A 25,065-nucleotide genomic window follows, 5' to 3' on the forward strand; every position below is an offset into this window, starting at 1 on the left:
GGGTCCGGCGCGGGCAGCACGGCGCGTGCCTTGCGGGCCGTACGCGCCTCGGGCTCGGCGGGGAAGGCGGGCGGCGCGGGCGGTGCGGCGGGGGGCGAGAGCGTGCGGTGCGGTGCGGGGTCCGGGCGGCGGTCCGCCGCGTGGGCGGGGCCCGCGACCAGGGCCAGCGCCACCGAGCCGAGCACCGCTGTCCTGCACATCGTCCGTGAGGCCATAGGATTCCTCTTCCGTCGCCGTCCGCGGGTGATCCATGCGAGATCGATCACATGTGAGCCACGCAACCATCTCGCACGGCGTCACATCCTCACAGACGACACACAGTTGGTCACGTGGTGATCACTGAGTGAGAGGGAATGGCAAAGGATTGCCATCAAGGGCACGGAACGGATCATTCGTGCTTTACATGCCCATGACTGATCCGAAAGTGTTCCGTTCCGGGGCCGGTCCGGCCCCCGTGGCGCGACCGCGCCACGCGTCGGGGCGGCCCGAGTCCGCGGCCGCCTTCACGAACGAAGGAACACCGAAGAGTGCACAGACCCCACATACGCAGCGTGGCGGTCGCCGTCGTCGCGACGACGGCCGTCACGTGTCTGGCCGGCCAGGCGCTGGCCGCCCCCGCAGCGGGGCCGAACCGCACCGCGTCGTCCGCCGGCTCCACCGCCCTGGTGGTCGCCGCCGCCCGCGCCGCCGCCTTCGCCCACGCGTCGGCGACCGGCGTCACGCAGGGGGACGAACTGCGTCCCGAGGACGTCATGCTCGACCCCGAGGGCGCCCGGCACGTCCGGTTCGTCCGCACCCACCAGGGCATGCCCGTGCTCGGCGGCGACCTCGTCGTCCACCTGAGCCGGTCGCTGGCGTACACCGGTGTCACCCGGAGCGCCGACCACACCGTCAAGCCCGCGACCACCGCGCCGAAGCTGACGGCCGCCCAGGCCGCGGCCAAGGCCGCCGCCGCCGCCCAGGGCACGGCGGGCGCCGCCCAGCTCGTCGTGGACGCCCGCGACGGCGGCTCGGCCCTCGCCTACCAGGTGCGGGTCGACGGGGCCGCCACCTCGGAGTCCACCGGCTCCCGGACCGTCGTGGTCGACGCGGTCACCGGCGAGGTGCGCAGCAACACCCCCGACAGCGACGAGTTCCTCTCGCCGCACCTGCTCTCCGTGCTGCACGGCGACGGGCAGGTCATCGACCCGGCGACGTACAACAAGCCGCCGGCCGGCTCCTTCGGCTCCGGCACGGCCGTGGCCAACACCTTCCCGAAGACGGTCACGGGCACCGGCTCGTCGCTCTTCGTGGGCTCGGTGCCGCTGACCACGACCCAGACGGCCAGAACCACGTACGTCCTCAAGGACCCCACGCGGTACGGCACCGAGACCCGGGACGCCCAGGGCGCCGAGCTGGAGAACTTCGCGGGCGGCAAGAAGATCACCAGCAGCGGCAACGCCTGGGGCAACGGCGCGACCTCCAGTCGCGTCAGCGCCGCCGTGGACGCGCAGTACGGCGTCACCAAGACGCTGGACTTCTACGGCAAGACCTTCGGGCGCAAGGGCATCGAGGACAACTCCAAGGGCGCCCAGGCCATGGTCCACTTCGGCAACAAGATCGCCAACGCGTTCTGGGACTCCACGTGCGGCTGCATGCTGTACGGCGACGGCGACGGGCAGCAGTTCAAGAAGCCGCTGGTGGCGCTCGACGTCACCGGGCACGAGCTGACCCACGGCGTCGTGGACGCCACCGCCAAGCTGGAGCCCACCTTCGTGGACGCCTGGGGCAACCAGTACGGCGAGCCGGGATCGCTCAACGAGTCGCTGGCCGACATCTTCGGCTCCAACGTCGAGTTCTTCGCCAACAACGCCAAGAACCCCCCGAACTACCTCATCGGCGAGAAGCTCGGCCTGGCGCAGAAGTTCCTGCGCCGGCTCGACCACCCCTCGCTCGACAAGCTCGAGGGCACCATCGACTACTGGTCGGCGAGCACGTACTCCACCGAGGTGCACGCCGGTTCCGGCGTCTCCTCGCACGCGTACTACCTGCTCGCCGAGGGCAGCGGCAAGAAGACGATCGGCGGCGTGGCCTACGACTCGCCGACGTACCACAACGTGACGGTGAAGGGCATCGGCCGCACCAAGGCCACCGCCGTCTTCTACCGGGCGCTGACCCGCTACATGGTCTCCTCGACCGACTTCCACGACGCGCGGGTCGCGACGTTGCAGGCGGCCAAGGACCTCTACGGCGCGGGCAGCACCGAGTACAAGACGGTGGACCAGGCCTGGGGCGCGGTCAACGTCACCGCCGCCAACACCCCGGCCGCCCGTAACTGACGGCTCGCCGGACCCGGTGACACGGGAGGTGACACGGGGATGCCCCGCCTTCGGGCGGGGCATTCTCATGTCCGGTCCTGTGCGGTCCGGTCCGGCCGCCGTGCGTACCGGCCGGACCGCCGGCCGTCAGCGCAGGGTGTCCGCCCAGTCCGGCGGGACCCGGCCCGCCGGGCCAGGCACCGGCTGGTCGGCCGGATGGGCGGCCGGCGGCGCCAGCTCGGGGCCGGAGACGAACAGCTCGCCGGTGGCGAAGTTCCAGAACCACTCCTCGCCCGGCTCGTAGCTGCGGATCAGCGGATGCCCGGTGTCCCGGTAGTGGGCGCTGGCGTGCCGGGCGGGAGAGTCGTCGCAGCAGCCGACGTGGCCGCAGGCGGCGCAGCGCCGCAGGTGGAACCACCAGCCGCCGGACGCGTCGCACTCCACGCAGCCGGCGCCGCTCGGCGGCGCCTCGGGGTCGATGCCGTTGTCGTTGTCGCTGGTCATGACGGCTCCTCGGGAGTGGCGGCGGGAGGCGGGACGTCGGGGGCCGGTGCGGTCAGCGGCAGCAGGACCTGGAAGCGGGTGTCGCCCGGCACGGACTCCACCTTGAGCTCGCCGTGGTGCTTGTCGACCACGATCCGCCAGGAGATGTCCAGCCCCAGGCCGGTGCCCCGGCCGACCGGCTTGGTGGTGAAGAACGGGTCGAAGACGCGGTCGCGGATCTCCGGCGGCACCCCCGGCCCGGTGTCCCGGAACTCCACCAGCAGCCGGTCGTCGTGGCGTGCCGTGCGCACGGTCAGCGTGCCCTCGCCGCCGGCGTCCTCGACAGCGGCGACCGCGTTGTCGATCAGGTTGGTCCACACCTGGTTCAGCTCCGCCGGGTAGGCGGGGATCCGGGGCAGCGTGCGATCGTACTCCTTGACCACCCGCACGCCCGGCCCGCGCTTGCCCGCGAGCATCAGCAGGGTGCTGTCGAGCAGTTCGTGCACGTCGGCGACCTGGTAGGGCGCCCGGTCCAGCTGGGAGTACTGCCTGGCGGCGTCCACCAGCCGGGAGACGCGGGTCGTGGAGTCCGCGATCTCGTCCATCAGCAGCTCGGTCTCCACCGTGTAGTTCAGCCATCCCACCGCCCCCGGCAGGATCTCCTCGTCCACGGCCGCCGCGACCTGCTCCAGCCAGTCCACGTCCAGCCCGGCCTGCACGAAGACGGGCGCCAGCTGCCAGCTCTGGCCCACCCCGTGCTCCTCCAGCCAGTCGGTGACGGCGTCCTCCCGGTCGGCGGCCTCCAGCGGACTGAGCGCCGGCGCCTTGCCGACCCGCTCCGCCGTGCGCTCCTGGATCTCGATCAGGTTCGCCAACTGGTCGCGGGAGAAAGGGCCTTCGGCGATGACGGCGAGCTTGTGCCGCATCCTGGCCACCCGTTCGCGCAGCGCCGCCGTCGCCCGCACCGCGGCCGCCGCCGGATTGTTCAGCTCGTGCGTCAGACCGGCCGACAACGAGCCCAGCGCCAGCAGCCGTTCGCGCTGCCCGATGACCGCCCGGGTGTTCTTCGAACCGAAGAACAGGCCCTCCAGCAGGTGCACCGCCATCGGGAACCACTCCCGCATGATCTCCGCGAAGACCGCCGCAGGCAGCACGAAGAACCGCGTCGGCTCCGTCACCCGCATCGAGTTGCGGTACACCTGCTGCACCCGGTCGCCCAGATACGCCTGCATCGCGCCGCCGTACACCCCGCGCTGCGCGGTCCTGGCGACCTCCACGTCGTCCGCGCCCACCCGGCGGGAGAGCACCACCGTGCCCTCGATCATCACGTAGAAGCAGGTGGCCGGATCACCCTCGGCGTAGACCGGACCGGGCTCGAACAGCTCCACCCGCCCCTCGGCGCACAGCCTGCCCAACTGCTCGGCCGACAGCTCCTCGAACAGGAACAGCCGGCCGATCTCCCGCGGGCTGCACGGCACCGGCCGCCCGCTCACGACTGCTCCAGATAGCGGTGCACCAGCATCACGGCCATCGCCCCTTCCCCGACCGCGGAGGCGACCCGCTTGGCGGACTCCGCCCGCACGTCGCCGGCCACGAACACGCCGGGCACATTGGTCTCCAGGTGGTACGGCGGCCGGTCCAGCTCCCAGTCCGCCGGCGGCCGCCCGTCGGCGGTCAGGTCCGGGCCGGTCAGCAGGAACCCGCGCTCGTCGCGCAGCACCGTGCCGTCCAGCCAGTCGGTCAGCGGCGCCGCGCCGATGAACACGAACATCCACTGCGCGTCCACCCGCTCGGTGCGCCCGCCGGCCACCTCGCGCAGCGTGAGCTGCTCCAGCCGCCCCGAGCCGTGCGCCTCCTCCACCACCGTGCCGGTGCGCACCGTGATGTTCGGCGCCTCGGCGATCTGCTGGATGAGGTAGTACGACATCGACGCCGCCAGCGACGGGCCGCGCACCAGCAGCGTCACCGACTTCGCGCCCCGTGACAGGTACATCGCGGCCTGCCCGGCGGAGTTGGCGCCGCCGACGATGTAGACGTCCTGGCCCTCGCAGGCGGGCGCCTCGGTCAGCGCGGACCCGTAGAAGACGCCGCAGCCGGTCAGGTCGGCGGCGCCGGGCGCGGGCAGCTGCCGGTAGGACACCCCGGTCGCCAGGATCACGCTGTGCGCGGCGACCGCCGAGCCGTCCGAGAACCGCACCGTGCGCGCCGCGCCGCACACCTCCAGACCGGTCACCTCGCGCGCGGTCAGGATCTCCGCGCCGAACTTCGCCGCCTGCCGCCGCGCCCGGTCGGTGAGCTGCCCGCCCGAGACGCCGTCCGGGAAGCCGAGGTAGTTCTCGATGCGCGAACTCTGCCCGGCCTGCCCGCCGGTCGCCGAACGCTCCACCAGCACCGTCCGCAGCCCCTCCGAGGCCCCGTACACCGCCGCGCCGAGCCCGGCCGGGCCGCCGCCGACCACGACGAGGTCGTAGAAGTCGGCCGCCGGCGTCGTCGCCAGCCCCACCCGGGCCGCCAGCTCCGGCGCCTCCGGCTCCACCAGCGCGGCGCCGTCCGGGGTGACCACCAGCGGCAGCCGCTGCCCGTCCTGTCCGGCCGCCCCGAGCAGCCGCCGCCCCTCGGGCTCGTCGGAGGAGTACCAGCGGTAGGGCACCTGGTTGCGGGCCAGGAACTCCCGCACCTGCGAGGAGCGCGCCGACCAGCGGTGCCCGACGACCTTGGTGCTGGTCACCGGCCGGTGGTCGCTGTGCCGCCACGCGGTCAGCAGGTCGTCCACGACCGGGTACAGCTTCTCCTCGGGCGGATCCCACGGCTTGAGCAGATAGTGGTCGAGGTCGACCACGTTGATCGCGTCGATCGCCGCGCCGGTGTCCGCGTACGCGGTCAGCAGCACCCGCCGGGCGCCCGGATACACGTCCAGGGCCTGTTCGAGGAACTCGATGCCGTTCATCAGCGGCATCCGGTAGTCCGCCAGGATCACCGCGACCGGGTCGCCGCGCAGCTTCAGCTCGCGCAGCGCCTCCAGCGCCGACTCGCCGGACTCCGCGCGCACGATCCGGTGGGACCTGCCGTAGCGCCGCCTCAGATCGCGGGCGACGGCACGGGAGACCCCCGGATCGTCGTCCACAGTCATGATGACGGTCCGAGCCGGTTCCGCGGCCTGTGCCATGTGTCTCCCGCCCCGGGCGGCCGGCGGCGGCCCGGTGCCCCGTCGTCCCGCCCACTCGGGCCCATCGTATGTTCGATCCGCCCGCCCCGCCCGGCGTCCGAGCCCCCTGCCGGACCGCGTGCACGGCATGCGGAAGACTGGGCCGGGAAGACCACGGCGCGAGGCCCCGGACCACGGTATGGAGCCGGATCACGGCACGGGCCGGACCACGGCACAGGGAGGCGGACGGCATGACACGGCCGATCACGGCAGGGGTGGACGGAACCGAGGAGAGCCTGGCCGCGCTGGCCTGGGCCGGCCGGGAGGCCGTGCGCCGCGGGCTGCCGCTGCGCGTGGTGCAGGCCTGGACGTTCGAGACGCACGACGCGTTCGACCTCGGCGACCGCGACACCCAGCGGGACCGGGTGCGCGACCGGCTCTCCACGACGGCCCGCGCCCTCGCCGAGCGCCACCCGGAGCTGACCGTCACCGCCGACGCCGTGGAGGACGGCGCCGTGGACGCGCTGCTCGCCGCGGCCGCCGACGCCGAGACGCTGGTGCTCGGCTCGCGCGGCAAGGGCCCGCTCGTCGGGTTCCTGGTCGGCTCGGTCGGCCAGCAGGTGATCGCCCAGACCGCCCGGCCCGTCGTCCTGGTGCGCGCGGGCGACGAGCCCGCCGCCGAGGCCGCAGGCCGGGAGATCGTCGTCGGCCAGCACGGCGCCCCGGAGGACAGCGCCGAGACCCTGCGGTTCGCCTTCGAGACCGCCGCCGCCCGGGGCGCCGCCGTCCGGGCGGTGCGCGCCTGGACCCTGCCGCCGGTGTTCGCCTACAGCCCCGGTTCGCTCAAGCTCCTCGACGAGGCCGGCGGCCTGGAGCCGTACGAGAAGAAGGCGCTGGCCGACGCGCTCCAGCCGTGGCGCGAACGCTTCCCGGACGTGCCCGTCGTCGAGCACGTGGAGCTGGGCAGCGCCGGCCAGGTGCTGCTGTCGACAGCCGACCGGGCCCAACTGCTGGTCGTGGGCCGCCGGGCGCGCCGCACGGCGGTGGGCGCGCGGATCGGTTCCGTCGCCTACGGCGTGCTGCACCACGCCGGCTGCCCGGTGGCCGTCGTCCCGCACGCCTGAGCCGCGCCCGCCCGCACCTCGGCCCCTCGCTTCCGGCCCTCGGCTCTCGGCTCTCGGCGAGGCCCTAGCGGGCGTGTGCGCGGGCCCGCCGGGCGGCCTCGCGCACCGGGCCGCGGTGCACGGGGCCGTGGCCGGGCGCCAGGACGTCCGCGTCGAGTTCTTCGAGTATGTCCAACGAGGCGAGCGTGCGGGCGCGTTCGTGGTGGAACATGTCGGGCAGCAGCTGCGGCCCCCGCAGCCGTGAGGTGGGGTGGCCGCTGACCAGGGCGTCGCCGGAGACCACCACACCCGCCTGCGGCAGGTGGAAGACGGTGTGGCCCTGGGTGTGACCGGGGGTGTGCACCGGCACCGGCCGCCCGGGCAGGTCCAGCGGGCCCGCCGCCGGGAGCGCCTCGGGCTCGGCGACGGGGTTGTGGGCGGTGCCGCCGACCCGCAGCGCGTGCACCGCCCAGGGCAGCACGCCCGGCCGCCAGCCGTTGCGCAGCACCTGGCCGATGGTCACCTGGTGCAGGAACTCCCGGCGGGCGTGCGCCACTTCGGCCTCGTGCGTCCGCACCGGGGTGCCGTAGGTCTCGCGCAGGTACTGGGCGGAACCCAGGTGGTCGTTGTGCGCGTGGGTGATCAGCACCGCCGCCACCGCCTCGGGCGAACTGCCCACCTCGGCCAGTGAGTCGAGCACCTGCTGCCGGTCGCCGGGGTAGCCGGTGTCGATGAGCGTCGCCGCGTCGCCCTCGGTCAGGATCACCCAGTTGGTGTTGCTGCCGTGCACCAGGTAGGTGCCGTCGGCCACTTGCTGTACGCCCGCCCGCATCGCCGTCTCCCCGCGTCCTCGTCCGCTCTCTGACGCGGGACAGCAAACCAGACGATCATGTGTCACCGGACGGGGGGACGGCTCAGCGCACGCCGGTGGGCCGGAACTGGACGCTGACGCGCGGCTCGGTGGCCCGGGTGCTCTTGGGCACGCAGTGTTCCCAGGTGCGCTGGCAGGAGCCGCCCATGACGATCAGGTCGCCGTGTCCGAGCGGGCGCCGCACGCTCGCGCCGCCGCCGTGCGCCGGGCGCAGCAGCAGGTCCCGGGGCGCGCCGACGGACAGGATCGCGACCATGGTGTCCTCGCGCGCGCCGCGCCCGGTCCGGTCGCCGTGCCAGGCGACGCTGTCGCGGCCGTCGCGGTAGTAGCACAGCCCCGCGGTGGTGAACGGCTCGCCCAGTTCGTCGGCGTAGTGCGCGGACAGCGCCTCGCGGGCCTCGGCGAGCACCGGGTGGGGGAGCGGGGCGCCGGCGGCGTAGAAGGCGAGCAGGCGGGGGACGGCGACCACGTTGTCGTACATCTTGCGCTGCTCGGCCCGCCAGGGGACCTCGGCGGCCAGCTGTTCGAACAGTTCGTCGGCGCCGGTCAGCCAGCCGGGCAGCACGTCGATCCAGGCGCCGAGCCCCAGCTCCGTGCGGTGCAGCCCGGCCAGGGAGCCGAGCCGCAGCTCGTCGGTCTGGTCGAACAGGGAGCCCTGGAGGTGGTGCGCGGTCATGGGGCCAGCGTACTCCGTATTCGAAAATGTGTTCCCTTTCGATCTTCCGGTCTTCCGGAGCGCGGGGCTGTTCGATACATCGGTGTATCGGATACGCTCGTGTATCGAACGGCGGCGGAGCGAGGGACTGCATGACGAGCGAGGACGGGACGCGGGGGCGCGTCACCAAGCGGCGGGAGCGCACCCGGGCGCGGCTGCTGGCGGCCGCGTTCGGCGTCTTCGCCGCCAAGGGCTTCGGCCGGGTCTCCATCGAGGAGGTCTGCGAGGCCGCCGGTTACAGCAGGGGCGCCTTCTACTCCAACTTCGCCACCCTGGACGAGCTGTTCTTCGCCCTCTACCGGGACCGGGCCGACCTGATCGCCGAGCAGGTGGCCGGGGCGCTCGCCGCCGACGGACCGGGCCTGGACGTGCCCGCCGCCGTGGACCGGGTCACCGAGGTGCTGCTGCTCGACCTGGACTGGCTGCTGGTCAAGACGGACTTCCTGGTGCACGCCGCCCGTGACCGGGCCGTCGCCGCGACTCTGCTGGAGCACCGCGCCCGGCTGCGCCGGGCGATCGCCGGCCGGCTGGCCCGCGCGCACCGCCACACCCCGCTGCCCGCCGTCCTCGGCGGCGCGGACGGCGCCGCCCACGCGGTCGTCGCCGCCTATGACGGCGTCACCACCCAGCTCCTGCTGGACAAGGACGTCGATGCCGCCCGCGCCTGGCTGCGGCAACTGCTCACCGCGCTGCTGACGGACGGCGGCACCCCCGCCCCGGCGGACCGCACCGCCCCGGCGGAAGAAGACTCCCCCCTGCAAGAAGCCTCCCCCGTACAAGAGGACTGAGGAAGGAGACGGTCGCCATGGACGCGGACGTCATCGTCGTCGGAGCCGGCCTGGCCGGTCTGGTCGCGGCGCACGAGCTGACCAGCCGGGGCCGCAAGGTCGCCCTCGTCGACCAGGAGAACGCCGCCAACCTCGGCGGACAGGCCTACTGGTCCTTCGGCGGGCTGTTCCTCGTCGACTCGCCCGAGCAGCGCCGCCTGGGCGTCAAGGACTCCCTCGAACTGGCCTGGAACGACTGGCAGGGCAGCGCGGGCTTCGACCGCACCGAGGACGAGGACTCCTGGGCGGTGCGCTGGGCGCGCGCCTACGTCGAGTTCGCGGCCGGGGAGAAGCGGTCGTGGCTCGCCGGGCACGGCATCACCCTGCTGCCCACCGTCGGCTGGGCCGAGCGCGGCGACCTGAGGGCGCACGGCCACGGCAACTCCGTGCCCCGCTTCCACATCGCGTGGGGCACCGGCACCGGCGTCGTGGAGCCGTTCGCCGACTACGCGCGGCAGGCGGCACGGGACGGGCTGCTCGCCTTCCACCACCGCCACCGCGTGGACCATTTGGTGGTCGAGGACGGCACGGCGCGCGGGGTGCGCGGCACGGTCCTCGCCCCCGACGACGCGCCGCGCGGCGTCGCCTCCAACCGGGACGCCGTCGGAGAGTTCGAACTGAGCGCCCAGGCCGTGATCGTCACCTCCGGCGGCATCGGCGCCGACCACGACATCGTCCGCCGCCACTGGCCCGAGCGGCTCGGCACCCCGCCGGCCCGCATGGTCACCGGTGTCCCGGCCTACGTCGACGGCCGGATGCTGGACATCAGCGCCGAGGCGGGCGTACGGCTGGTCAACCGCGACCGCATGTGGCACTACACCGAGGGCATCCAGAACTGGAACCCCGTCTGGCCCGGTCACGGCATCCGCATCCTGCCCGGACCGTCCTCGATCTGGCTCGACGCCCTCGGCCGCCGGCTGCCCGACCCCTGCCTGCCCGGCTACGACACGCTCAGCACCCTCCGGCACCTGCGCACCACCGAGGACATCGCCGCCCACGACCACTCCTGGTTCGTGCTCACCCGGAAGATCATCGAGAAGGAGTTCGCGCTGTCGGGCTCCGAGCAGAACCCGGACATCACCGCCAAGGACGGCAGGGCGGTGCTGCGCGACCGGCTGTTCGGCAAGGGCGCGCCGGGCCCGGTGCGCGACTTCGTACGGCACGGCGCGGACTTCGTGGTCGCCGACACTCTCGAACAGCTCGTCGAGAAGATGAACAAGCTGACCGACGCGCCGCTGCTCGACGCCGCCGAGGTGCGCCGCCAGATCACCGCCCGCGATCTCCAGATGGACAACCCCTACAGCAAGGACGCCCAGATCCAGGGCATCCGCAACGCCCGCCGCTACATCGGCGACCGGCTCGGCCGGGTCGCCGCCCCGCACCGCGTCCTCGACCCGGCGGCGGGCCCGCTGATCGGCGTCAAGCTGCACGTCCTGACCCGCAAGACCCTCGGCGGCATCCAGACCGACCTGGACTCGCGCGCCCTCGGCCCGGACGGCCGGCCCGTCGAAGGGCTGTACGCGGCCGGCGAGGTGGCCGGGTTCGGCGGCGGCGGCGTCCACGGCTACAACGCCCTGGAGGGCACCTTCCTCGGTGGCTGCCTCTTCTCCGGCCGGGCCGCCGGCCGCGCCGCCGCCCGCCAGACGGCCTGACGGCCTGACGGCCTGACCGAACGCCCCGCCGCCCGCCGCCCGTTCGCGGGCTGCGGGCGGCGCGGTGTGCGGGGAAAGCGGCACTTCGTCCGCCGGCGGGCGGCCGCGACACGCGACGCGGTGCGACGTGTCGCGGAAAACTCGGCCGATCCGCGGCGGGTCGCCCCTAGTCTGTGGGGCGTTGATCGCGCGCCATCCCCCGAGCCCCCAAGGAGAGCACGTGACGCCACCCCCGAAGCGGCCCGCCGGAGCCGGACGCGGTGCGGCCCTGCGCCGTGATGCCGTGGCCGCCACCGTCCCCGTCGCCCTCGCGGCGCTGCTGGCGGCCGGCGGCCCCGCGGCGGCCGGCCCCGCCCACATCCCCGCCGGACACCCGGCGGCCCGCACCACCGGCTCCGCCGGCGCCGGCGACCCCTACTTCCCGCTCGCCGGCAACGGCGGCTACCACGTCGAGCACTACGGCCTGACCCTGGGCTACGACCCGGACAGCGGGCGCCTGGACGGCACGGCCGTGCTCACCGCCCGCGCCACCCAGCGCCTGACCCGGTTCGACCTCGACCTCAACGGCCTCAAAGTCACCCGGCTCACGGTCGATGGCGCCCAGGCCGCCTTCCGGCGCGACGGCCAGGAACTCGTCGTCACCCCGCGCACCGCCCTGCCCAAGGGCCACCGCTTCCGCGTCACCGTCGCCTACAACGGATCGCCCGAGCAGGTCACCGACCCCGACGGCTCCGACGACGGCTGGATCACCACCGACGACGGCGCCTTCGTCGCCGGGGAGCCGCAGGGCGCGATGACCTGGTTCCCGGCGAACAACCACCCGACGGACAAGTCGTCGTACGACTTCACCATCACCGTCCCGCAGGGTCACACCGCGGTCGCCAACGGCCTCTACCTCGGCAGCCGCACCGCGGGCGGTCGCACCACCTTCCGCTGGCGCCAGCCGGAGCCGATGGCCGCCTACCTCGCCACCGCCACCGTGGGCAAGTTCCAGGTCGAGCAGTACACCACCCGCGACGGCCTGAAGATCTACAACGCGGTCGACCCGCGCGAGGCGGCCGACGCCGCCCCGGTGCTGAAGCAGCTGCCCTCGGTGCTGGAGTGGGAGAGCAAGCTGTTCGGGCCCTACCCCTTCCAGAGCGCCGGATCGATCGTCGACCACGCCCCGTCCGTCGGCTACGCGCTGGAGACGCAGAGCCGGCCGCTGTACGACTCCGCGCCGAGCCTGAGCACGCTCGTCCACGAGAGCGCCCACCAGTGGTTCGGCGACTCGGTGTCCGTCACCCGCTGGAAGGACATCTGGCTCAACGAGGGCTTCGCGACCTACGCCGAGTGGCTCTACGCCGAGCAGCACGGCGGCCGCAGTGCCCAGGACCGGTTCGACGCGCTGTACGCCCGCCCGGCCGGCGACGCCCTGTGGGCGTTCCCGCCCGGCGACCCGGGCGACGGCGAGAACATCTTCGCCAGCCCCGTCTACTCGCGCGGCGCGATGGTGCTGCACAAGCTGCGCGGAGCGGTCGGCGACGCGGCCTTCTTCCGCGTCCTGCGCACCTGGGCCGCCGACCACCGCCACGGCAACGGGACCACCGCCCAGTTCACCGCCCTGGCGGAGAGGGTGTCCGGCAAGAACCTCGACGGGCTGTTCCACACCTGGCTGCTCACGAAGGGCAAGCCGGACACCCCGTGAGCGCCTGCCCCGCCGGGTGACCGGGGCCGGTACGTCACCTGATCGCGGGGGCCGGCCACCGATCCCGGCGCCACCTCCGCACCGACACGTTCACGGGCGTACGCACGCCAGGGCCCCGTCCGGAGATCCGCGGATCTCCGGACGGGGCCCTGGCGGTCGCGTCCCGGCCGGGACGGTGCTCAGCCCGAGTGCCGGCGGGCCGCCGCCGCACGCCGCCGCTTCAGCGCGCGCCGCTCGTTCTCGCTCGTTCCGCCCCACACACCGATGGCCTGGTCCGTCTCCAGCGCCCAGTCCAGGCACTGCTCGCGTACCGGGCAGCGGCCGCACACCGCCTTGGCCTGCTCGGTCTGGAGCAGTGCCGGGCCCGTGGTGCCGATCGGGAAGAAGAGGTCGGGGTCCTCCTGGCGGCACGCGGCGTGGTCGCGCCAGTTGTCCATGAGAAGTCACCTGCGATCGAAGTCGTCCGTGCCTGTCAAAAGTTCGTACGCCACATCGGGTGACCGGGCGAAACAGTGCGAAACCGGCCGAGCGCCCAGGCCGCCGACCTTCGCAGAATCCGCACAGGTGCTCCGTACGCCGTCCGCCTCCGCGCCCGTGCGCTCCCCGGCCGGTGGTTCCCGCCGCACAGCCGGTGCTGCGATAGTGAAGTCCGACAAAAAGATGTAACGAGCAACCAGGAAGACAGTGGACACCAGCGAGACCACCGACAGCAGCGCCGAACCCCGGGCGGACGCCCCGGAACCGGCCGGAGCCGACCGGCGCGGCTGGCGCCGCTGGGCCATGGACACCCGCCCCCTGCGCCGCCCCGCCTACCGCAGGCTGTGGACCTCGACCATCGTCACCGCGGTCGGCAGCCAGCTCACCGCCGTCGCCGTGCCCAAGCAGATCTACGACATCACCGGCTCCTCGGCCTGGGTCGGCTACGCCAGCCTCGCCGGCCTGGTGCCGATGGTGGCGTTCGCGCTGTGGGGCGGCGCCGTCGCCGACACCGTGGACCGCCGCAAACTGCTCCTGGTCACCAACATCGGCATCGCCGTCACCTCGCTGCTGTTCTGGCTCCAGGCCCTCACGCACCTGGACTCGGTGGCGGTGCTGATGGTGCTGCTCGCCCTCCAGCAGGCCTTCTTCGGACTGAACTCCCCGGCCCGCAACGCCTCCATCGCCCGCCTGGTGCCCGCCGAGGAACTGCCCGCCGCCAACGCCCTGGGCTCCACCGTCATGCAGACCGGCCTGGTGGCCGGACCGCTGCTGGCCGGCGCGCTGATACCCGTCATCGGGCTGCCCGAGCTGTACCTGATCGACGCCGTGGCCCTGTGCGCCACGGTGTGGGCCGTACTGCGCCTGCCCGCGCTGCCGCCGCTGTCCGGCACCGCCGTCCGCCGCGCCGGGATGCGCGAGATCACCGCCGGGTTCCGCTACATCTCGGGCCACAAGGTCCTGCTGCTGTCCTTCCTCGCCGACATCATCGCCATGGTCTTCGGCATGCCCCGCGCCCTGTTCCCGCAGCTGGCCGCCGAGACGTACGCCCCCTACGGCGAGGGCCTCGCGCTCGGCCTGCTGTTCGCGGCCATACCCATCGGCGCGGTGCTCGGCGGCCTGTTCTCCGGCACCTTCTCCCGGGCGCGCCGGCACGGCTGGATGGTCATCGGCTCGGTGACCGCCTGGGGGATCGCCGTCGCCGGGTCCGGCGCGACCCGCAACCTGTGGATCGCGGTGGCCTTCCTGGCCGCCGCCGGCGTCGCCGACATGGTCTCCATGGTGTTCCGCGGCGCGATCCTGCTGTCCGCCGCCACCGACGAGATGCGCGGCCGGATGCAGGGCGTCTTCACGGTGGTCGTCGCGGGCGGCCCGCGCCTGGCCGACGTGCTGCACGGCACCGCCGGCTCCGCCTTCGGGCCGCGCGCGGCCGTCGCCGGCGGCGGGCTGCTCGTCGTCGTGCTGATGCTGGGCCTGGCGGCGGCCGTGCCGGCGCTGCGCCGCTACCGCGTCTGAACCCGGGCGAGCCCCGCGGGCGGCGGCGCCCCGGCCGGCCCCTACAGGCCGCGCCGGGGGATCGTGTACTGCTCCATGAGCCGGCCGCGGGTCAGCTCCAGCCGGTGGGCCAGGATCTCGGCCACCGTCCGCACCAGGGACAGCCCGAGCAGCGGGTCCTCCACCGACAGCCCCAGCACCGCCGGCCCGTCGAACTCGTAGGCCCGCACCTGGCTGAACGCCTCCGCGCCGAAGTCCCACTGGTAGGGCGGGAACAGCCAGGACCAGCCGAGCAGATCGCCCGCGCCCAGGCTCGCCACGGTCACCCGGCGGGTGGCCGTGACCGGCTGGTCGAGGTGGACGGCGCCGGTGCGGATGACCCAGAAGCGGTCGGCCGTGCCGCCCGCCTCGAAGATCCGCGCGTCCTCGGGGAAGGAGACCTCCTTCGCGAGCTCCATCAGGCGTTCGCGCTGCTTGTGGGGGAGGGCGGTCAGCAGTTTGATCGGCTTCGTCATGACCTGGGCCTCTCGCCGGCGATCGGTGTGGCGCATGTGCCTACGCCCATTTTCAGCCGCTGCGCGGGTCCCGGGCACCTCGGCGGCGGTGGCCGCCGTCGCCCCGGCGGGCACCGCCCGCCGGCCCCGGACGGTCGCCGGGAGCCGTCCGGAGTGTCCCGGCCGGGGTCGGGCGACGGCCGTGCGGACAGGAAAAAGCCCTGGCTGGACGGGGGAAGCCAGCCAGGGCCGTTCGCGACGGTGCACGGGGGACTCATCGGATCGACCCCGTCACCGCGTATGGATGAACCGTAAACCATTTCCGGCCGTTCCGCGCGGTCGTCGGGGACCCGCGTGACCGGTTTCACTCGCTTTCATCCGGCGTCCTCACCCGGCGTCCGCCGTCACCCGCACCGTCTTCAGTTCGGCGTCGCTCGGGTCCGGGAGGTTCATGCCGGCGGCCAGACCGGTGGTCAGGTAGCGCAGCACGGGCCCGGTCAGCCGCTCGCCCGGCAGCACCGCCGGGATGCCGGGCGGGTACGGCGTGATGATCTCGGCCGCGATCCGCCCGGCGGCCGCGCCCACCGGAACGTCCTCGGTGGCCCCGAAGAACGCGTCCCGCGGCAGCCGCGCCTGCTCCATGCGCAGCCCGGCCGGGTCCGGCACGTCCACCCGAGGCCCCGGGTCCAGCTCCGCCGCGGCCCCGGACAGGTCCTTGAGCGCGGACAGCAGTTCGGCCGCCGTCCCCCGGTCGTCGCCGTGGGTGAGCTGCGCACCGATACGGCGGTGGTCGGTCAGGTGCGCGTCGATCCGGTGGTGCTCGCGCAGCCAGTCGGCGGCCCGGTAACCGGTGATCCCGAGCCCGGTGACGTCGATGACGACGGGCAGCGGGTCGAAGTCGTCGGCGAGGCCGGGGCCGCAGAAGTCGTCGCGGTCCTCGACGTGCAGGCCGTCGATCTCCTCGATCGCGCCGCGGACCCGGCCCGCCAGCTCCAGGGCGCCGCCCATCAACTCCTCGCCGCGCAGGGCCATCTGGCGCCGCCAGCCGTCCAGCCCGGCGAAGATGAGCGCCGAGGGACTGGTGGTGCCCAGCAGGTCCGCGCGCATCTTCAGCAGCGCGGCGGGGACCAGGTCGCCCCGCAGGTGGAAGACCGAGCCCTGCTCCAGGCCGCTGCCCATCTTGTGGATGCTCGTCACACAGATGTCGGCGCCGGCGTCCATCGCCCAGGACGGCAGGTCCGGGTGGAACGGCAGGTGCGCGCCCCACGCCTCGTCCACGATCAGCGGCAGCCCGCGCCGGTGGCAGACCTCGGCGACCGCGCGCAGATCCGCGCAGGCGCCGTACGGGGTCGGGCTGGTGATCAGCGCGCCCTTGGCGTCGGGGTGCGCCGCGAAGGCCCGCTCGAAGTCCTCGGCCGACGGGGGATGGGCGAGGTGCCGCTCGGCGTCCCAGCGCGGGTCCACCCAGACCGGTTCGATGCCGGACAGCACCAGGCCGGAGGCGACCGACTTGTGGGCGTCCCGGCCGATCAGCAGCTTCTCGTGCGGACCGGCCACCGCCAGCATCGCCGCCTTCACCGACAGGGAGCTGCCGCAGGTGGTGAAGAAGGTGTGGTCGGCGTGGACGGCGTCCGCCATCAGCTCCTCGGCCCGGTCCAGCACCCGCCCCCGCATCAGCCGGTCGTCGAGGCCGCCCGAGGCCAGCACGTCCCCCAGGAAGACCGCGTCGCCGAGCGCCTCGCGCACCGCCGGATCCGCGCCGCGCGCCTGCTTGTGCCCGGGCGGGGTGAACGACAGCCGTCCTTCGCGGCGGTAGTCGACGAGTGCTTCCAGGACAGGTGCGCGCGTGTGATCGACAGCCATGTCACTATGCCTGTCCGGGTCCGCCCCTTTCATGCGGGTCCGTATGCCGCGAGGTCCGACACCGGCGGGGACCCGGTCAGGCCGGGGCGGTGTGCTTGCCGGGGGTGACGATCTCGTCCAGGACGCGCAGGACCGCCTCGTAGGCCAGTGCGCGGCCGGCCGCCTCGCGGGCCTGCTCCGGATCGCCGGCGCCGAGGCTGTCGCGACGGGCGCGCCACCGCCGCTCCTCCTCCTCGGCGCAGGCCCTGGCCCGCTGGATGCGCCGCAACAGCTCGTCTGAGTCCACGACTTCGGTCATGACAGTGCGCGTACCCGCTCCACGCGCTCCAATGGCCCCGAGCGCGTCGCCGACCGGGCCGCGGGGAGGTTTCACCGCGCCCGCAGGGGCTAGCCGGACAGGGAGACCTGAGAGCGGCACGTGCCACCGGCCGCGCGGCACCGAGGGCCGGCCGCCGCCCACCGGGCGGCCCGGACCCGCCGGGACGCGAGTCTCCCGCCGGTCCGGCTTCCCTCTTCACGACACCGGGAGCGAGGAGATGTGCGAGAAGCACAGCACCACCCCCACCATCGAGGCGCCGTCCGCCCGGGGCCGGGCGGAGCGGAGCGCGTCCTGCAAGCCGGCCGACGCCCGCCGCGCGGTGGAACGCGCGATCAGTGAGTGCTGCCGCGCCGGGCACGCCCCCTGCGACGCGCACGCCGTCTCCGACGCCCAGCTCGTCGCCTCCGAGCTGACCACCAACGCCATCCTGCACGGCGGCGGGGTGACCGACTTCCACGTGGACGTCGTCGGGCCGGACGTGCGCGTCTGCGTGAGCGACCGCAGCGACCGGCTGCCCGTGGCCTGCCCGCCGGTGGACCGACAGGGCCGGCGCCGGCTCGGCGGCCGCGGCTGGCCGATCGTGTGCCGGCTGGCCCGCGACGTCGAGGTCTGCGACCTGCCCTCCGGCGGCAAGTGCATCAGCGTCGTGGTCCCGTTGAACTGACCCGATCGCTGAGCCGCACCCTCACTGACCTGGCCTGATGTGGGCCGTGTCCCAGGAAGCGTTGCCCGCTGCAAAGAATCGCGGGGAAGCGGAGTTTGTCGCTCCCGCGCCCGGGCAGACGGAATTTCGTGCTTCGGACCGGAGGCGCGCCAGCGGGAGCCGTACGGCTGCTCGGAAGGCACCCGGTTGAACCGGAGAGCACCGAGGAGCCCGCCCCTCCCGCGGTACATCCCTGAGACGACCGTTCAGGAGCGATTCCGCATGCTCATCGATATGTCGACAACCCGTCCCGGCGCCCCCGAAGACCAGACCCTCGACACCACCCCTGATCGCACGGCCGAGCAGACCGCAGCCGAGCAGACCGCCGACCGGACCATCGAGCAGACCGCCGACCGCACCGCACCCCGGCGCCCGCACGACGACGCGCCCGACACCGCGGCCCTCTTCCGGCGCCTCGCCGAGCTGCCGGACGGCCCCGAGCGGGACGGCGCCCGCGACGAGCTCGTGACCGCGTGGCTGCCCATGGCCCACCGCATCGCCGGCCGCTTCCGCGACCGGGGGGAGTCGATCGAGGACCTGCGTCAGGTGGCGGCGCTGGGACTGGTGAAGGCGATCGACCGGTTCGACCCGGACCGCGGCGCCTTCGAGAGCTACGCCGTGCCCACCATCACCGGCGAGGTCAAGCGGCACTTCCGCGACCGGATGTGGGCGCTGCGGGTGCCCCGCCGGGTGCAGGAGCTGCGCAACAAGGTGCGCGTGGCGCGCCGCGAGCTGACCCAGAACCCCGGCAGCCCCGAACCCTCGGTGGCCGCCGTCGCCGCCCACACCGGACTGACCGAGGAAGAGGTCAACACCGGCATGGAGGCGCTGGACAGCTTCAGCACCCTGTCCCTCGACGCCGAGATGTCGACCGGCGCGGACGGCTACAGCCTCGCCGACACCCTCGGCGCCGCCGACTCCTCCTACGACGTCGTCGTGGACCGGGAGTCCGCCAAGGAGGGGCTGCGCCGGCTTCCCGAACGCGAGCGGGCCATCCTCTACATGCGTTTCTTCGAGGACATGACCCAGAGCCGCATCGCCGACCGGCTGGGCATCTCCCAGATGCACGTCTCCCGCCTGATCAGCCGCAGCTGCGCGCGCGTGCGCGACGAGGTGCTGGCCGAGCGGGCCGGCCGCCGCGGCAAGGGGCCGAGGCCCACGGCCCGGTGAGCGCCCCCGTACCAGACCCCCGTACCAGAGCCATGACAGCCCTTGACAGCCATGGAGAGTGACCGAGTGTTGATGCCCCACCCCGAGTTCCTGCGCAAGCTCGTCCACGAGTACGAGACGGCCCTGGCCGAGGAGACCATGGCCGCGGCCGCCGGCCGCCACACCCGGTCGCAGGACCTTGCCTACACCTTGTGCGTGTCCACCGGCACCCGTGACGTGCGGTCGGCCCTGGAGACGGCCCGCCGCATGCTCGCCGCCGCGGCCCCCGCCGCCGAGCGCCGGGTACCCACCGTCCGCGAGGTCGTACCCGCCCCGCGCGAGACGGCCGTCCCGGCCGCGGTCCTGACCGGGCGGACACCGGCGACCGCCTGACCGCCCGACGCACGGAGACCGCCGGCCGCGCCGGCCGCCGGGCTCCCCGGTCGGCGCGTCCGCCGGGGAGCCCGGCCGGCCGCGTCCCGGCGCCGGCCCGCCCGTCCACGCCACCGCCCGTGTGCGCGCATCGCGCACACGGGCGGTGGCGTGTCCGCGGCCGTGTGTGTGCGGCCGTCGGCGGGGCATCCGCAGGTCCGGAGGTGGCGATGGAGACGAGTGCCACGGCACGTTCCGGACGCATAGGCGTCCGGCGGGCGGCCAAGGGTTCGATGACGGAGGGGGCCGCGCGGGCCGGACTGGCCGCGCGCGGGGTGATCTACCTGCTGGTCGGTGTGCTGGCGCTGCGCGTCGCCTTCGGCGACGGCGACCGGCAGGCCGACCGCAGCGGCGCGCTGGCCGCGATCGCGGACAAGCCGTTCGGCGCCGTACTGCTGTGGGCGCTCGGGATCGGCCTGGTCGGCATGGCGCTGTGGCGGCTGTCCGAGGCGGTGTTCGGCGCCGCCGGGCCGGACGGCCGCAAGGTGGGCAAGCGGCTCGCCTCGGCGGCGCGGTGCGTCTTCTACGTGTCCGTGGCCTGGTCCGTGCTGTCGTTCGCGGCGGGCTCCGGCGGCAGCCGCTCCAGCGACGAGCAGTCCCGCGACATGACCGCCCGGGCCCTGGGCGTACCGGCCGGGCAGTGGCTGGTCGGCGCCGCGGGTGTGGGCATCGCGGTGGCGGGCGTGTGGATCGGCGTCCAGGCGGTGCGCCGTCACTACCACAAGAAGCTCAAGCTGGGCGAGCTGTCCACGAGGACGCGCCGGCTGATCGACGTCACCGGCGTCGGCGGCGGAGTGGCACGCGGACTGGTGTTCGCCACGGCCGGCGTCTTCGCGGTGCGGGCGGCGGTCGACTACCAGCCCAAGCAGGCCAAGGGCCTGGACGACACGCTGCGCTCGCTCGCCGACACCCCGGCCGGACCCTGGCTGCTGGTGCTGGTCGCGGCCGGTTTCGTGCTCTTCGGTCTGTTCTCCTTCGCACTCGCTCGCTGGCGTCGCGTCTGACGAGCGCCGGGCGGGGAACACGGAGCAGATGAACGAGAACGAGCTTCCGCCCGATGACCGGGCCGTGGAGGTGTATCTCGACCTTCTGCGGGTCCGGATGCCCGAAGAGGAATACGAACTCCTGCTCACCGTCGTCGACCCGGTCCTGCAAGCCATCCACGAACAGGGCGAGCAGGGCGTGCCGACGACGGACTTCCCGCTGGACGGCCCCCAGGCACAGGGCCTGCCCCAGGAGATCCGGGACGAGGCCGCCCTGGTCATCGCCACCGCCGTCACCGGCAGGCTCGACAACGAGCTGGTGGTCCTGGACATCGAGGAGACCGGCCCGGTCCGGGTGGTCACCGACGCCGCGACCGCCTCGGACCCGGCCCGCCTCACCGAGATCGCGGACTACATACGCGACCGCCACCGGGACACCGAGGAGCTGCGGGGCATCGCCGAGGTGAGCGACCTCCCCACGGACTTCTGACCGGCCCGGCACGGCGTCCGCACCCCAGTGCGGCCCGCCCGCGTCACCGTTTCGGCGCGGGCAGCCGCACTCCCAGCGGACGGGCCAGACCCACCACCGACTCGTCCAGCCGTTGCAGATGGCGCAGCACGCGGTCGGTGATCCGGCCGTAGCGGGGGGTGCCGGGCGTGCCGCCGGACTCCAGCAGCGACGCGATGCTCGGCCCCGTCTCGATCTCGGCGTCGGCGTGCTCGTCCGACAGGTGCGCGGTGAGCGCCGCGATGTTGTGGGTGATCCGCGCGCAGGCCCGGCGCAGCCGGGGATCGGCCGCGATCGAGGGATGGGTGGGCAGCAGCTCGGCCGTCGCGGCCAGCGACCGCGCGTGGTAGGCGCAGGTCTCCAGGAGCGCCAGCAGGTACTGGGCGGTGTTGCGCCGCGCCCGCAGCGGCGTGATCGGGTGCGTCAGCGGCTGGACGGCCGCGCGCAGATCGCTCAGCGCCTGGTCCAGGTCGCGGGCCTGGTCCAGCAGATCCGCCCCCGGTCCGCCGCTGAGCTGCTCGACGGCCGCCCCGGTCACGTCGGCGAGCCGGTCGAGCACCGTGATCAGCAGCTCGTTGGTACGGCGGTGGGTGCCCACCGGCAGCACCACGGCCGCCGCGATGATCCCGCAGGCCGCGCCGAGCGCCGTCTCCTCGATGCGCAGCACCAGCACCGCGAGGCTGTAGGTGTGCAGCAGCGTGTAGAGCAGGCCCAGCGCCGCGGTCACGAAGAACGACATCAGCGTGTACGACAGCGGCGCGGTGTAGAACATCGCGAAGACGAACACCAGCACCAGCCCCAGCGCCGGCCAGGTGTGCGGCCCGACCAGACCCGCCAGCACGATGCCCGCCACCACGCCGAGCACGGTGCCCAGCAGCCTGCGGTAGCCCTTCACCAGGATCTCGCCGGTGGAGGAGGTGTTGATGAAGACGATCCAGCAGGTCAGCACCGCCCAGTACCAGCGCTGGCTGGAGAGGAACTCGCCGCCGACGATCGCCAGCGACGAGCCGAGGGCGACCTGCACCGCCGCCCGCGTGGTGGGCCGGCGCAGCCCCGTGGGGGGCTCCTCCAGCACCCGCTCGCCCGCCTCGGCGCCCTCGATGGAGGCGTCCTCGGCGTCCAGCTCCTCCCGGGAACGGGTGGTGGCCGGGGAGTCGTCCGACTCGTCCTGCGGCCCGCCGAGCGCGACCCGCAGCCCGAGGACCGCGCGTCCCGCCTCGCCGATCCCGCGGAAGACGTCCTGCACGGCGGCCGAGGCGGGCGGCAGGTTCTCCTCGTCGCGGTAGCCGAGGAGCCGGTTGCGCACATGGGTCATGGCGGTCCCGCCGCCCGCCCCGACGGGCCGCAGCACCAGCATCCTCAGGGCCATCAGGTCCCGGCGCAGGACGTCGGTGGCCTCCTCGCGCACCGGCTGCCGGCCGGCCGTGGGCAGCGGCGCGCCGGGCAGGTGCAGAGTGAGCGTGTCGGCCCGCTCGCTGCTGCGGACGGTCAGCAGCAGCAGCCCCAGCCGCTCGGCGGCGATCTCGGCGCCCGCGATGCGCCGCTGCACCAGCCGCGCCACCGACTCGTCCGCGGTGCCCTCCTGCAACCGGCCCTGGATCATCAGCGCGGTCTCGTGCAGCCGGGCGGTGCGCTCGCGCACCGTGCCCAGCACCTTGTCCACCTGGCCGGGACCGGCGTCCAGCAGCTCCAGCTGCGCGGAGACCAACTGGGCCAGACGCACCCGGAAGGCCTCGCGCAGCCGTTCCAGGATGCCCGCCGGAGTCTCGTAGACGATCACGAAGCGCACCAGGGCGCTGCACGCGAAGGCGACCGTGAGGACCAGGTAGAGCCCCGGCAGCGTCGCGAGCGTGGCGCCGACGAACAGGGACATGAAGTAGATCTGGAAGCCGATCAGACCGAGCGCGTTGCCCCGGTCGCCGAACCGGCGGCTGTAGACCGCGCTGAAGATCAGCACGACGAAGAAGACGTCGCCGACCACCACGCGCGCGTTGAGCAGCGCTCCCAGCGACACCGACACCAGCGCCACCGGCAGGCACAGGGCGAGGGTGACGGCCTGCCGGGAGCGCACCTTCTCCCGGATGGCGAAGGTGGCCGCCATCGACGCGATCGCACCGGCCACCAGACGCGTCACCGGAGCGTTCAGGGCGCTCAGGACCGCCAGCGTCAGCGCGATCGAACCGGCGGTCCGGGAACCCGCGGCCAGTCTCAGCAGCCCGGGATCGGACGCCGTGAGGCGATCCCGCAGCCGTGCCCAGACCGACCCATCAGCTGCACTCACGCCGTCGTACTCTCTCCCGGTCCCCGATGATCCGCGCCATCCACGCGTCCACATGATCCGCTCGTCCCAGCATCGCACGCGCCCGCCACGGCCCCGCGCCCGTCGGGGCCGGCCGCGGCGGGCGTGCCCCGCCCGGCGTCACACCGCCCGCGACCGGGCCTTCTCCACGTGCTCGCGCACCTGCTCCTTCGTCAGGTACGCGTCGGTGTACTCGAAGTCCTTCAGCTTGGCGGCCTTGCGGGCCTGGAAGCCGGTGCGCACGAAGTCGTCGCCGGCCACCGCGTTGAGCAGCCAGTTCGTCATCACCCGGGTCTTGGCCACGTTGGTGCGCAGCGCCGCCAGGTGGTAGCCGCGGGCCACCGCCTGGGCGGGCACCCCGTGCAGCTCCACCCCGAGCGGCTTGGACACCGCGTCCGCGCCGCCCAGGTCCACGACCAGCCCCAGGTCCTTGTGCCGGTACGGCCGCAGGGGCTGGCCGCGCAGCGCCGCGATCACGTTCTCCGCGACCGCCTTGCCCTGCCGGGAGGCGTGCTGCGCGGTCGGCGGGCACACCGCGCCCTCGCCCTTGGCCAGGTCCGGCACGGCCGCCGAGTCGCCGACCGCGAACACCCCGTCCTCGCCGGGCAGGCACATGTCGGCGTTGACCGCGAGGCGGCCGCGCACGGTCTCCGCGTCCAGCGTGCCGATCAGCGGGCTGGCCACCACGCCCGCCGTCCAGATCAGGGTGCGGGTCGGCACCACCCGGCCGTCGGTGAAGGTGACCTCCTCCTCGGCCGCCTTGGCGATGGACACCCCGAGCGACACCTCGATGCCCCGCCGGCGCAGCACCTCCAGCGCGCTGCGGCCCAGCTTGTCGCCGAGTTCCGGCATCAGCTTCGGCGCGATGTCGATCAGGTGCCACTTGATCAGCGCCGGGTCCAGCCGCGGGTAGCGCTCGACCGCGGCGTGCGTCAGCCGCTGGAGGCAGGCGGCCGTCTCGGTGCCGGCGTAGCCGCCGCCGACCACCACGAACTGGAGCCGCGAGGCGCGCTCGGCCGGGTCCTCGCTGGCGTCGGCCAGGTCCAGCTGCGAGATGACGTGGTCGCGGATGTAGGCGGCCTCGGCGAGCGTCTTCATCCCGAAGGCGTGGTCCGTCAGACCTGGGATGTCGAACGTCCGGGTGATGCTGCCGGGAGCCAGCACGATGTAGTCGTACGGCTCGTTGACGATGCGGTCGGTGATGGTGCGGATGACGCAGACCTTGGCCCGCAGGTCCACGCCGATGGCCCCGCCCGGGATGATCCGGGTGCGGTACTTCTGGCTGCGGCGCAGGGAGATCGCGATCGACTGGGGCGTCAGCACGCCGGAGGCGACCTGCGGCAGCAGCGGCAGATAGAGCTGGTAGGCGAACGGCGTCACCAGGGTGACGTCGGCCTCGTGCGGGGAGAGCCTGCGTTCCAGACGGCGGACGCAGTCCACTCCGGCGAAGCCTGCGCCCACCACCAGGATCCTGGGTCGTGTCACGGTGTTCATTCCCTTCTGCGGCTCCAGGCGGTCTGCCTCGACCTCTTGCGGCTGCCCCTGGACCGCTGCTTTCGCACCT

The 25,065-nt window shown here is 73.7% G+C and carries 22 protein-coding genes and 1 pseudogene; 11 read left to right on the forward strand and 12 right to left on the reverse strand.

Features of this window, described 5'->3' with window-relative positions; all coding sequences use genetic code 11:
• Positions 1 to 215, reverse strand: a pseudogene (locus tag ABEB07_RS38370) (condensation protein); the annotation flags it as partial.
• Between the two features lie 312 nt (positions 216 to 527).
• Here ABEB07_RS38370 and ABEB07_RS38375 point away from each other — a divergent pair.
• Positions 528 to 2,318, forward strand: coding sequence for a M4 family metallopeptidase (locus ABEB07_RS38375; RefSeq protein WP_345672675.1), 1,791 nt, complete (start codon positions 528 to 530; stop codon positions 2,316 to 2,318).
• 126 nt (positions 2,319 to 2,444) lie between these two features.
• Here ABEB07_RS38375 and ABEB07_RS38380 read toward each other — a convergent pair whose 3' ends face one another.
• Genes ABEB07_RS38380 through ABEB07_RS38390 form a run of 3 tightly spaced genes read right to left on the reverse strand, consistent with a single transcriptional unit; the run spans position 2,445 to position 5,946 of the window.
• A complete protein-coding gene (locus tag ABEB07_RS38380) occupies positions 2,445 to 2,801 on the reverse strand; it encodes a UBP-type zinc finger domain-containing protein (protein WP_176147901.1) in 357 nt (118 codons plus the stop codon).
• Positions 2,798 to 4,273 (reverse strand): ATP-binding protein, encoded by a 1,476-nt coding sequence (locus ABEB07_RS38385; RefSeq protein WP_176147900.1) that lies wholly within the window; start codon positions 4,271 to 4,273, stop codon positions 2,798 to 2,800. The genes ABEB07_RS38380 and ABEB07_RS38385 overlap by 4 nt, the downstream gene beginning before the upstream one ends.
• Positions 4,270 to 5,946, reverse strand: a complete 1,677-nt coding sequence (locus ABEB07_RS38390) for an NAD(P)/FAD-dependent oxidoreductase (protein WP_176147899.1) — start codon at positions 5,944 to 5,946, stop codon at positions 4,270 to 4,272. Before ABEB07_RS38390 ends, ABEB07_RS38385 begins: the two co-directional genes overlap by 4 nt.
• Positions 5,947 to 6,176: 230 nt before the next feature.
• Between ABEB07_RS38390 and ABEB07_RS38395 the strand changes: the two genes are divergently transcribed.
• Positions 6,177 to 7,049, forward strand: coding sequence for a universal stress protein (locus tag ABEB07_RS38395; RefSeq protein ID WP_345672677.1), 873 nt, complete (start codon positions 6,177 to 6,179; stop codon positions 7,047 to 7,049).
• Between the two features lie 64 nt (positions 7,050 to 7,113).
• Here the strand turns inward: ABEB07_RS38395 and ABEB07_RS38400 are convergent, their stop codons facing one another.
• Positions 7,114 to 7,860 (reverse strand): MBL fold metallo-hydrolase, encoded by a 747-nt coding sequence (locus ABEB07_RS38400; RefSeq protein ID WP_345672679.1) that lies wholly within the window; start codon positions 7,858 to 7,860, stop codon positions 7,114 to 7,116.
• A gap of 82 nt (positions 7,861 to 7,942) precedes the next feature.
• Positions 7,943 to 8,575, reverse strand: a complete 633-nt coding sequence (locus ABEB07_RS38405) for an alpha-ketoglutarate-dependent dioxygenase AlkB (protein WP_176147896.1) — start codon at positions 8,573 to 8,575, stop codon at positions 7,943 to 7,945.
• A 131-nt stretch (positions 8,576 to 8,706) separates the two neighbouring features.
• Between ABEB07_RS38405 and ABEB07_RS38410 the strand changes: the two genes are divergently transcribed.
• The 3 genes from ABEB07_RS38410 (at position 8,707) to ABEB07_RS38420 (ending at position 12,780) form a co-directional block, all read left to right on the forward strand.
• Positions 8,707 to 9,402, forward strand: coding sequence for a TetR/AcrR family transcriptional regulator (locus tag ABEB07_RS38410; RefSeq protein WP_345672681.1), 696 nt, complete (start codon positions 8,707 to 8,709; stop codon positions 9,400 to 9,402).
• 17 nt (positions 9,403 to 9,419) lie between these two features.
• Complete coding sequence (locus ABEB07_RS38415; protein WP_345672682.1) at positions 9,420 to 11,093, forward strand: FAD-binding dehydrogenase; 1,674 nt, start codon at positions 9,420 to 9,422, stop codon at positions 11,091 to 11,093.
• 283 nt (positions 11,094 to 11,376) lie between these two features.
• On the forward strand, positions 11,377 to 12,780 hold the full coding sequence (locus ABEB07_RS38420) for a M1 family metallopeptidase (RefSeq protein WP_345672700.1): 1,404 nt from the start codon (positions 11,377 to 11,379) through the stop codon (positions 12,778 to 12,780).
• Positions 12,781 to 12,959: 179 nt separating this feature from the next.
• Here the strand turns inward: ABEB07_RS38420 and ABEB07_RS38425 are convergent, their stop codons facing one another.
• The gene (locus tag ABEB07_RS38425) at positions 12,960 to 13,217 is read right to left on the reverse strand and encodes a WhiB family transcriptional regulator (protein WP_164584617.1); all 258 of its coding nucleotides are present in this window, start codon (positions 13,215 to 13,217) and stop codon (positions 12,960 to 12,962) included.
• Between the two features lie 247 nt (positions 13,218 to 13,464).
• On the opposite strand from ABEB07_RS38425, the gene ABEB07_RS38430 reads away from it, so the two are divergent.
• Positions 13,465 to 14,772 carry an MFS transporter gene (locus ABEB07_RS38430; RefSeq protein WP_176147893.1) on the forward strand — a complete coding sequence of 436 codons (1,308 nt, stop codon included), beginning with the start codon at positions 13,465 to 13,467 and terminating at the stop codon, positions 14,770 to 14,772.
• Between the two features lie 41 nt (positions 14,773 to 14,813).
• Here the strand turns inward: ABEB07_RS38430 and ABEB07_RS38435 are convergent, their stop codons facing one another.
• The 3 genes from ABEB07_RS38435 to ABEB07_RS38445 form a co-directional block, all read right to left on the reverse strand.
• Positions 14,814 to 15,266, reverse strand: coding sequence for a cyclic nucleotide-binding domain-containing protein (locus ABEB07_RS38435; RefSeq protein WP_164588431.1), 453 nt, complete (start codon positions 15,264 to 15,266; stop codon positions 14,814 to 14,816).
• A 366-nt stretch (positions 15,267 to 15,632) separates the two neighbouring features.
• The gene (locus tag ABEB07_RS38440; RefSeq protein WP_164588430.1) at positions 15,633 to 17,108 is read right to left on the reverse strand and encodes an aminotransferase class I/II-fold pyridoxal phosphate-dependent enzyme; all 1,476 of its coding nucleotides are present in this window, start codon (positions 17,106 to 17,108) and stop codon (positions 15,633 to 15,635) included.
• A gap of 76 nt (positions 17,109 to 17,184) precedes the next feature.
• Positions 17,185 to 17,406 carry a 3-deoxy-D-manno-octulosonic acid transferase gene (locus ABEB07_RS38445; protein ID WP_164588429.1) on the reverse strand — a complete coding sequence of 74 codons (222 nt, stop codon included), beginning with the start codon at positions 17,404 to 17,406 and terminating at the stop codon, positions 17,185 to 17,187.
• A 238-nt stretch (positions 17,407 to 17,644) separates the two neighbouring features.
• On the opposite strand from ABEB07_RS38445, the gene ABEB07_RS38450 reads away from it, so the two are divergent.
• The 5 genes from ABEB07_RS38450 (at position 17,645) to ABEB07_RS38470 (ending at position 21,184) form a co-directional block, all read left to right on the forward strand.
• Positions 17,645 to 18,091 carry an ATP-binding protein gene (locus tag ABEB07_RS38450; protein WP_176147891.1) on the forward strand — a complete coding sequence of 149 codons (447 nt, stop codon included), beginning with the start codon at positions 17,645 to 17,647 and terminating at the stop codon, positions 18,089 to 18,091.
• Positions 18,092 to 18,352: 261 nt separating this feature from the next.
• Positions 18,353 to 19,300, forward strand: coding sequence for a SigB/SigF/SigG family RNA polymerase sigma factor (locus ABEB07_RS38455; protein ID WP_345672683.1), 948 nt, complete (start codon positions 18,353 to 18,355; stop codon positions 19,298 to 19,300).
• A gap of 72 nt (positions 19,301 to 19,372) precedes the next feature.
• Positions 19,373 to 19,672: a DUF5133 domain-containing protein gene (locus tag ABEB07_RS38460; RefSeq protein WP_345672701.1), complete on the forward strand. Its 300-nt coding sequence runs from the start codon at positions 19,373 to 19,375 to the stop codon at positions 19,670 to 19,672.
• Positions 19,673 to 19,881: 209 nt separating this feature from the next.
• Positions 19,882 to 20,715 (forward strand): DUF1206 domain-containing protein, encoded by an 834-nt coding sequence (locus ABEB07_RS38465; RefSeq protein ID WP_345672685.1) that lies wholly within the window; start codon positions 19,882 to 19,884, stop codon positions 20,713 to 20,715.
• Between the two features lie 28 nt (positions 20,716 to 20,743).
• On the forward strand, positions 20,744 to 21,184 hold the full coding sequence (locus tag ABEB07_RS38470) for a hypothetical protein (RefSeq protein ID WP_164585603.1): 441 nt from the start codon (positions 20,744 to 20,746) through the stop codon (positions 21,182 to 21,184).
• Positions 21,185 to 21,227: 43 nt separating this feature from the next.
• Here ABEB07_RS38470 and ABEB07_RS38475 read toward each other — a convergent pair whose 3' ends face one another.
• Together ABEB07_RS38475 and ABEB07_RS38480 are read right to left on the reverse strand one after the other, a co-directional pair.
• On the reverse strand, positions 21,228 to 23,450 hold the full coding sequence (locus ABEB07_RS38475) for an FUSC family protein (protein ID WP_425589152.1): 2,223 nt from the start codon (positions 23,448 to 23,450) through the stop codon (positions 21,228 to 21,230).
• 171 nt (positions 23,451 to 23,621) lie between these two features.
• Positions 23,622 to 24,995 (reverse strand): NAD(P)/FAD-dependent oxidoreductase, encoded by a 1,374-nt coding sequence (locus tag ABEB07_RS38480; RefSeq protein ID WP_345672687.1) that lies wholly within the window; start codon positions 24,993 to 24,995, stop codon positions 23,622 to 23,624.
• Positions 24,996 to 25,065: the final 70 nt, after the last annotated feature.

The sequence above is a fragment of the Streptomyces similanensis genome (assembly GCF_039543625.1).
Classification (GTDB): Bacteria; Actinomycetota; Actinomycetes; order Streptomycetales; family Streptomycetaceae; genus Streptomyces; species Streptomyces similanensis.

Excerpts from the sequence above, each read along its gene's own strand:
- ABEB07_RS38380 (WP_176147901.1), bottom strand. The coding sequence starts at position 2,801 with ATGACCAGCGACAACGACAACGGCATCGACCCCGAGGCGCCGCCGAGC.
- ABEB07_RS38390 (WP_176147899.1), bottom strand. The coding sequence starts at position 5,946 with ATGGCACAGGCCGCGGAACCGGCTCGGACCGTCATCATGACTGTGGAC.
- ABEB07_RS38395 (WP_345672677.1), top strand. The coding sequence starts at position 6,177 with ATGACACGGCCGATCACGGCAGGGGTGGACGGAACCGAGGAGAGCCTG.
- ABEB07_RS38400 (WP_345672679.1), bottom strand. The coding sequence starts at position 7,860 with ATGCGGGCGGGCGTACAGCAAGTGGCCGACGGCACCTACCTGGTGCAC.
- ABEB07_RS38405 (WP_176147896.1), bottom strand. The coding sequence starts at position 8,575 with ATGACCGCGCACCACCTCCAGGGCTCCCTGTTCGACCAGACCGACGAG.
- ABEB07_RS38410 (WP_345672681.1), top strand. The coding sequence starts at position 8,707 with ATGACGAGCGAGGACGGGACGCGGGGGCGCGTCACCAAGCGGCGGGAG.
- ABEB07_RS38415 (WP_345672682.1), top strand. The coding sequence starts at position 9,420 with ATGGACGCGGACGTCATCGTCGTCGGAGCCGGCCTGGCCGGTCTGGTC.
- ABEB07_RS38425 (WP_164584617.1), bottom strand. The coding sequence starts at position 13,217 with ATGGACAACTGGCGCGACCACGCCGCGTGCCGCCAGGAGGACCCCGAC.
- ABEB07_RS38435 (WP_164588431.1), bottom strand. The coding sequence starts at position 15,266 with ATGACGAAGCCGATCAAACTGCTGACCGCCCTCCCCCACAAGCAGCGC.
- ABEB07_RS38440 (WP_164588430.1), bottom strand. The coding sequence starts at position 17,108 with ATGGCTGTCGATCACACGCGCGCACCTGTCCTGGAAGCACTCGTCGAC.
- ABEB07_RS38445 (WP_164588429.1), bottom strand. The coding sequence starts at position 17,406 with ATGACCGAAGTCGTGGACTCAGACGAGCTGTTGCGGCGCATCCAGCGG.
- ABEB07_RS38450 (WP_176147891.1), top strand. The coding sequence starts at position 17,645 with ATGTGCGAGAAGCACAGCACCACCCCCACCATCGAGGCGCCGTCCGCC.
- ABEB07_RS38455 (WP_345672683.1), top strand. The coding sequence starts at position 18,353 with ATGCTCATCGATATGTCGACAACCCGTCCCGGCGCCCCCGAAGACCAG.
- ABEB07_RS38460 (WP_345672701.1), top strand. The coding sequence starts at position 19,373 with ATGCCCCACCCCGAGTTCCTGCGCAAGCTCGTCCACGAGTACGAGACG.
- ABEB07_RS38465 (WP_345672685.1), top strand. The coding sequence starts at position 19,882 with ATGGAGACGAGTGCCACGGCACGTTCCGGACGCATAGGCGTCCGGCGG.
- ABEB07_RS38470 (WP_164585603.1), top strand. The coding sequence starts at position 20,744 with ATGAACGAGAACGAGCTTCCGCCCGATGACCGGGCCGTGGAGGTGTAT.
- ABEB07_RS38480 (WP_345672687.1), bottom strand. The coding sequence starts at position 24,995 with ATGAACACCGTGACACGACCCAGGATCCTGGTGGTGGGCGCAGGCTTC.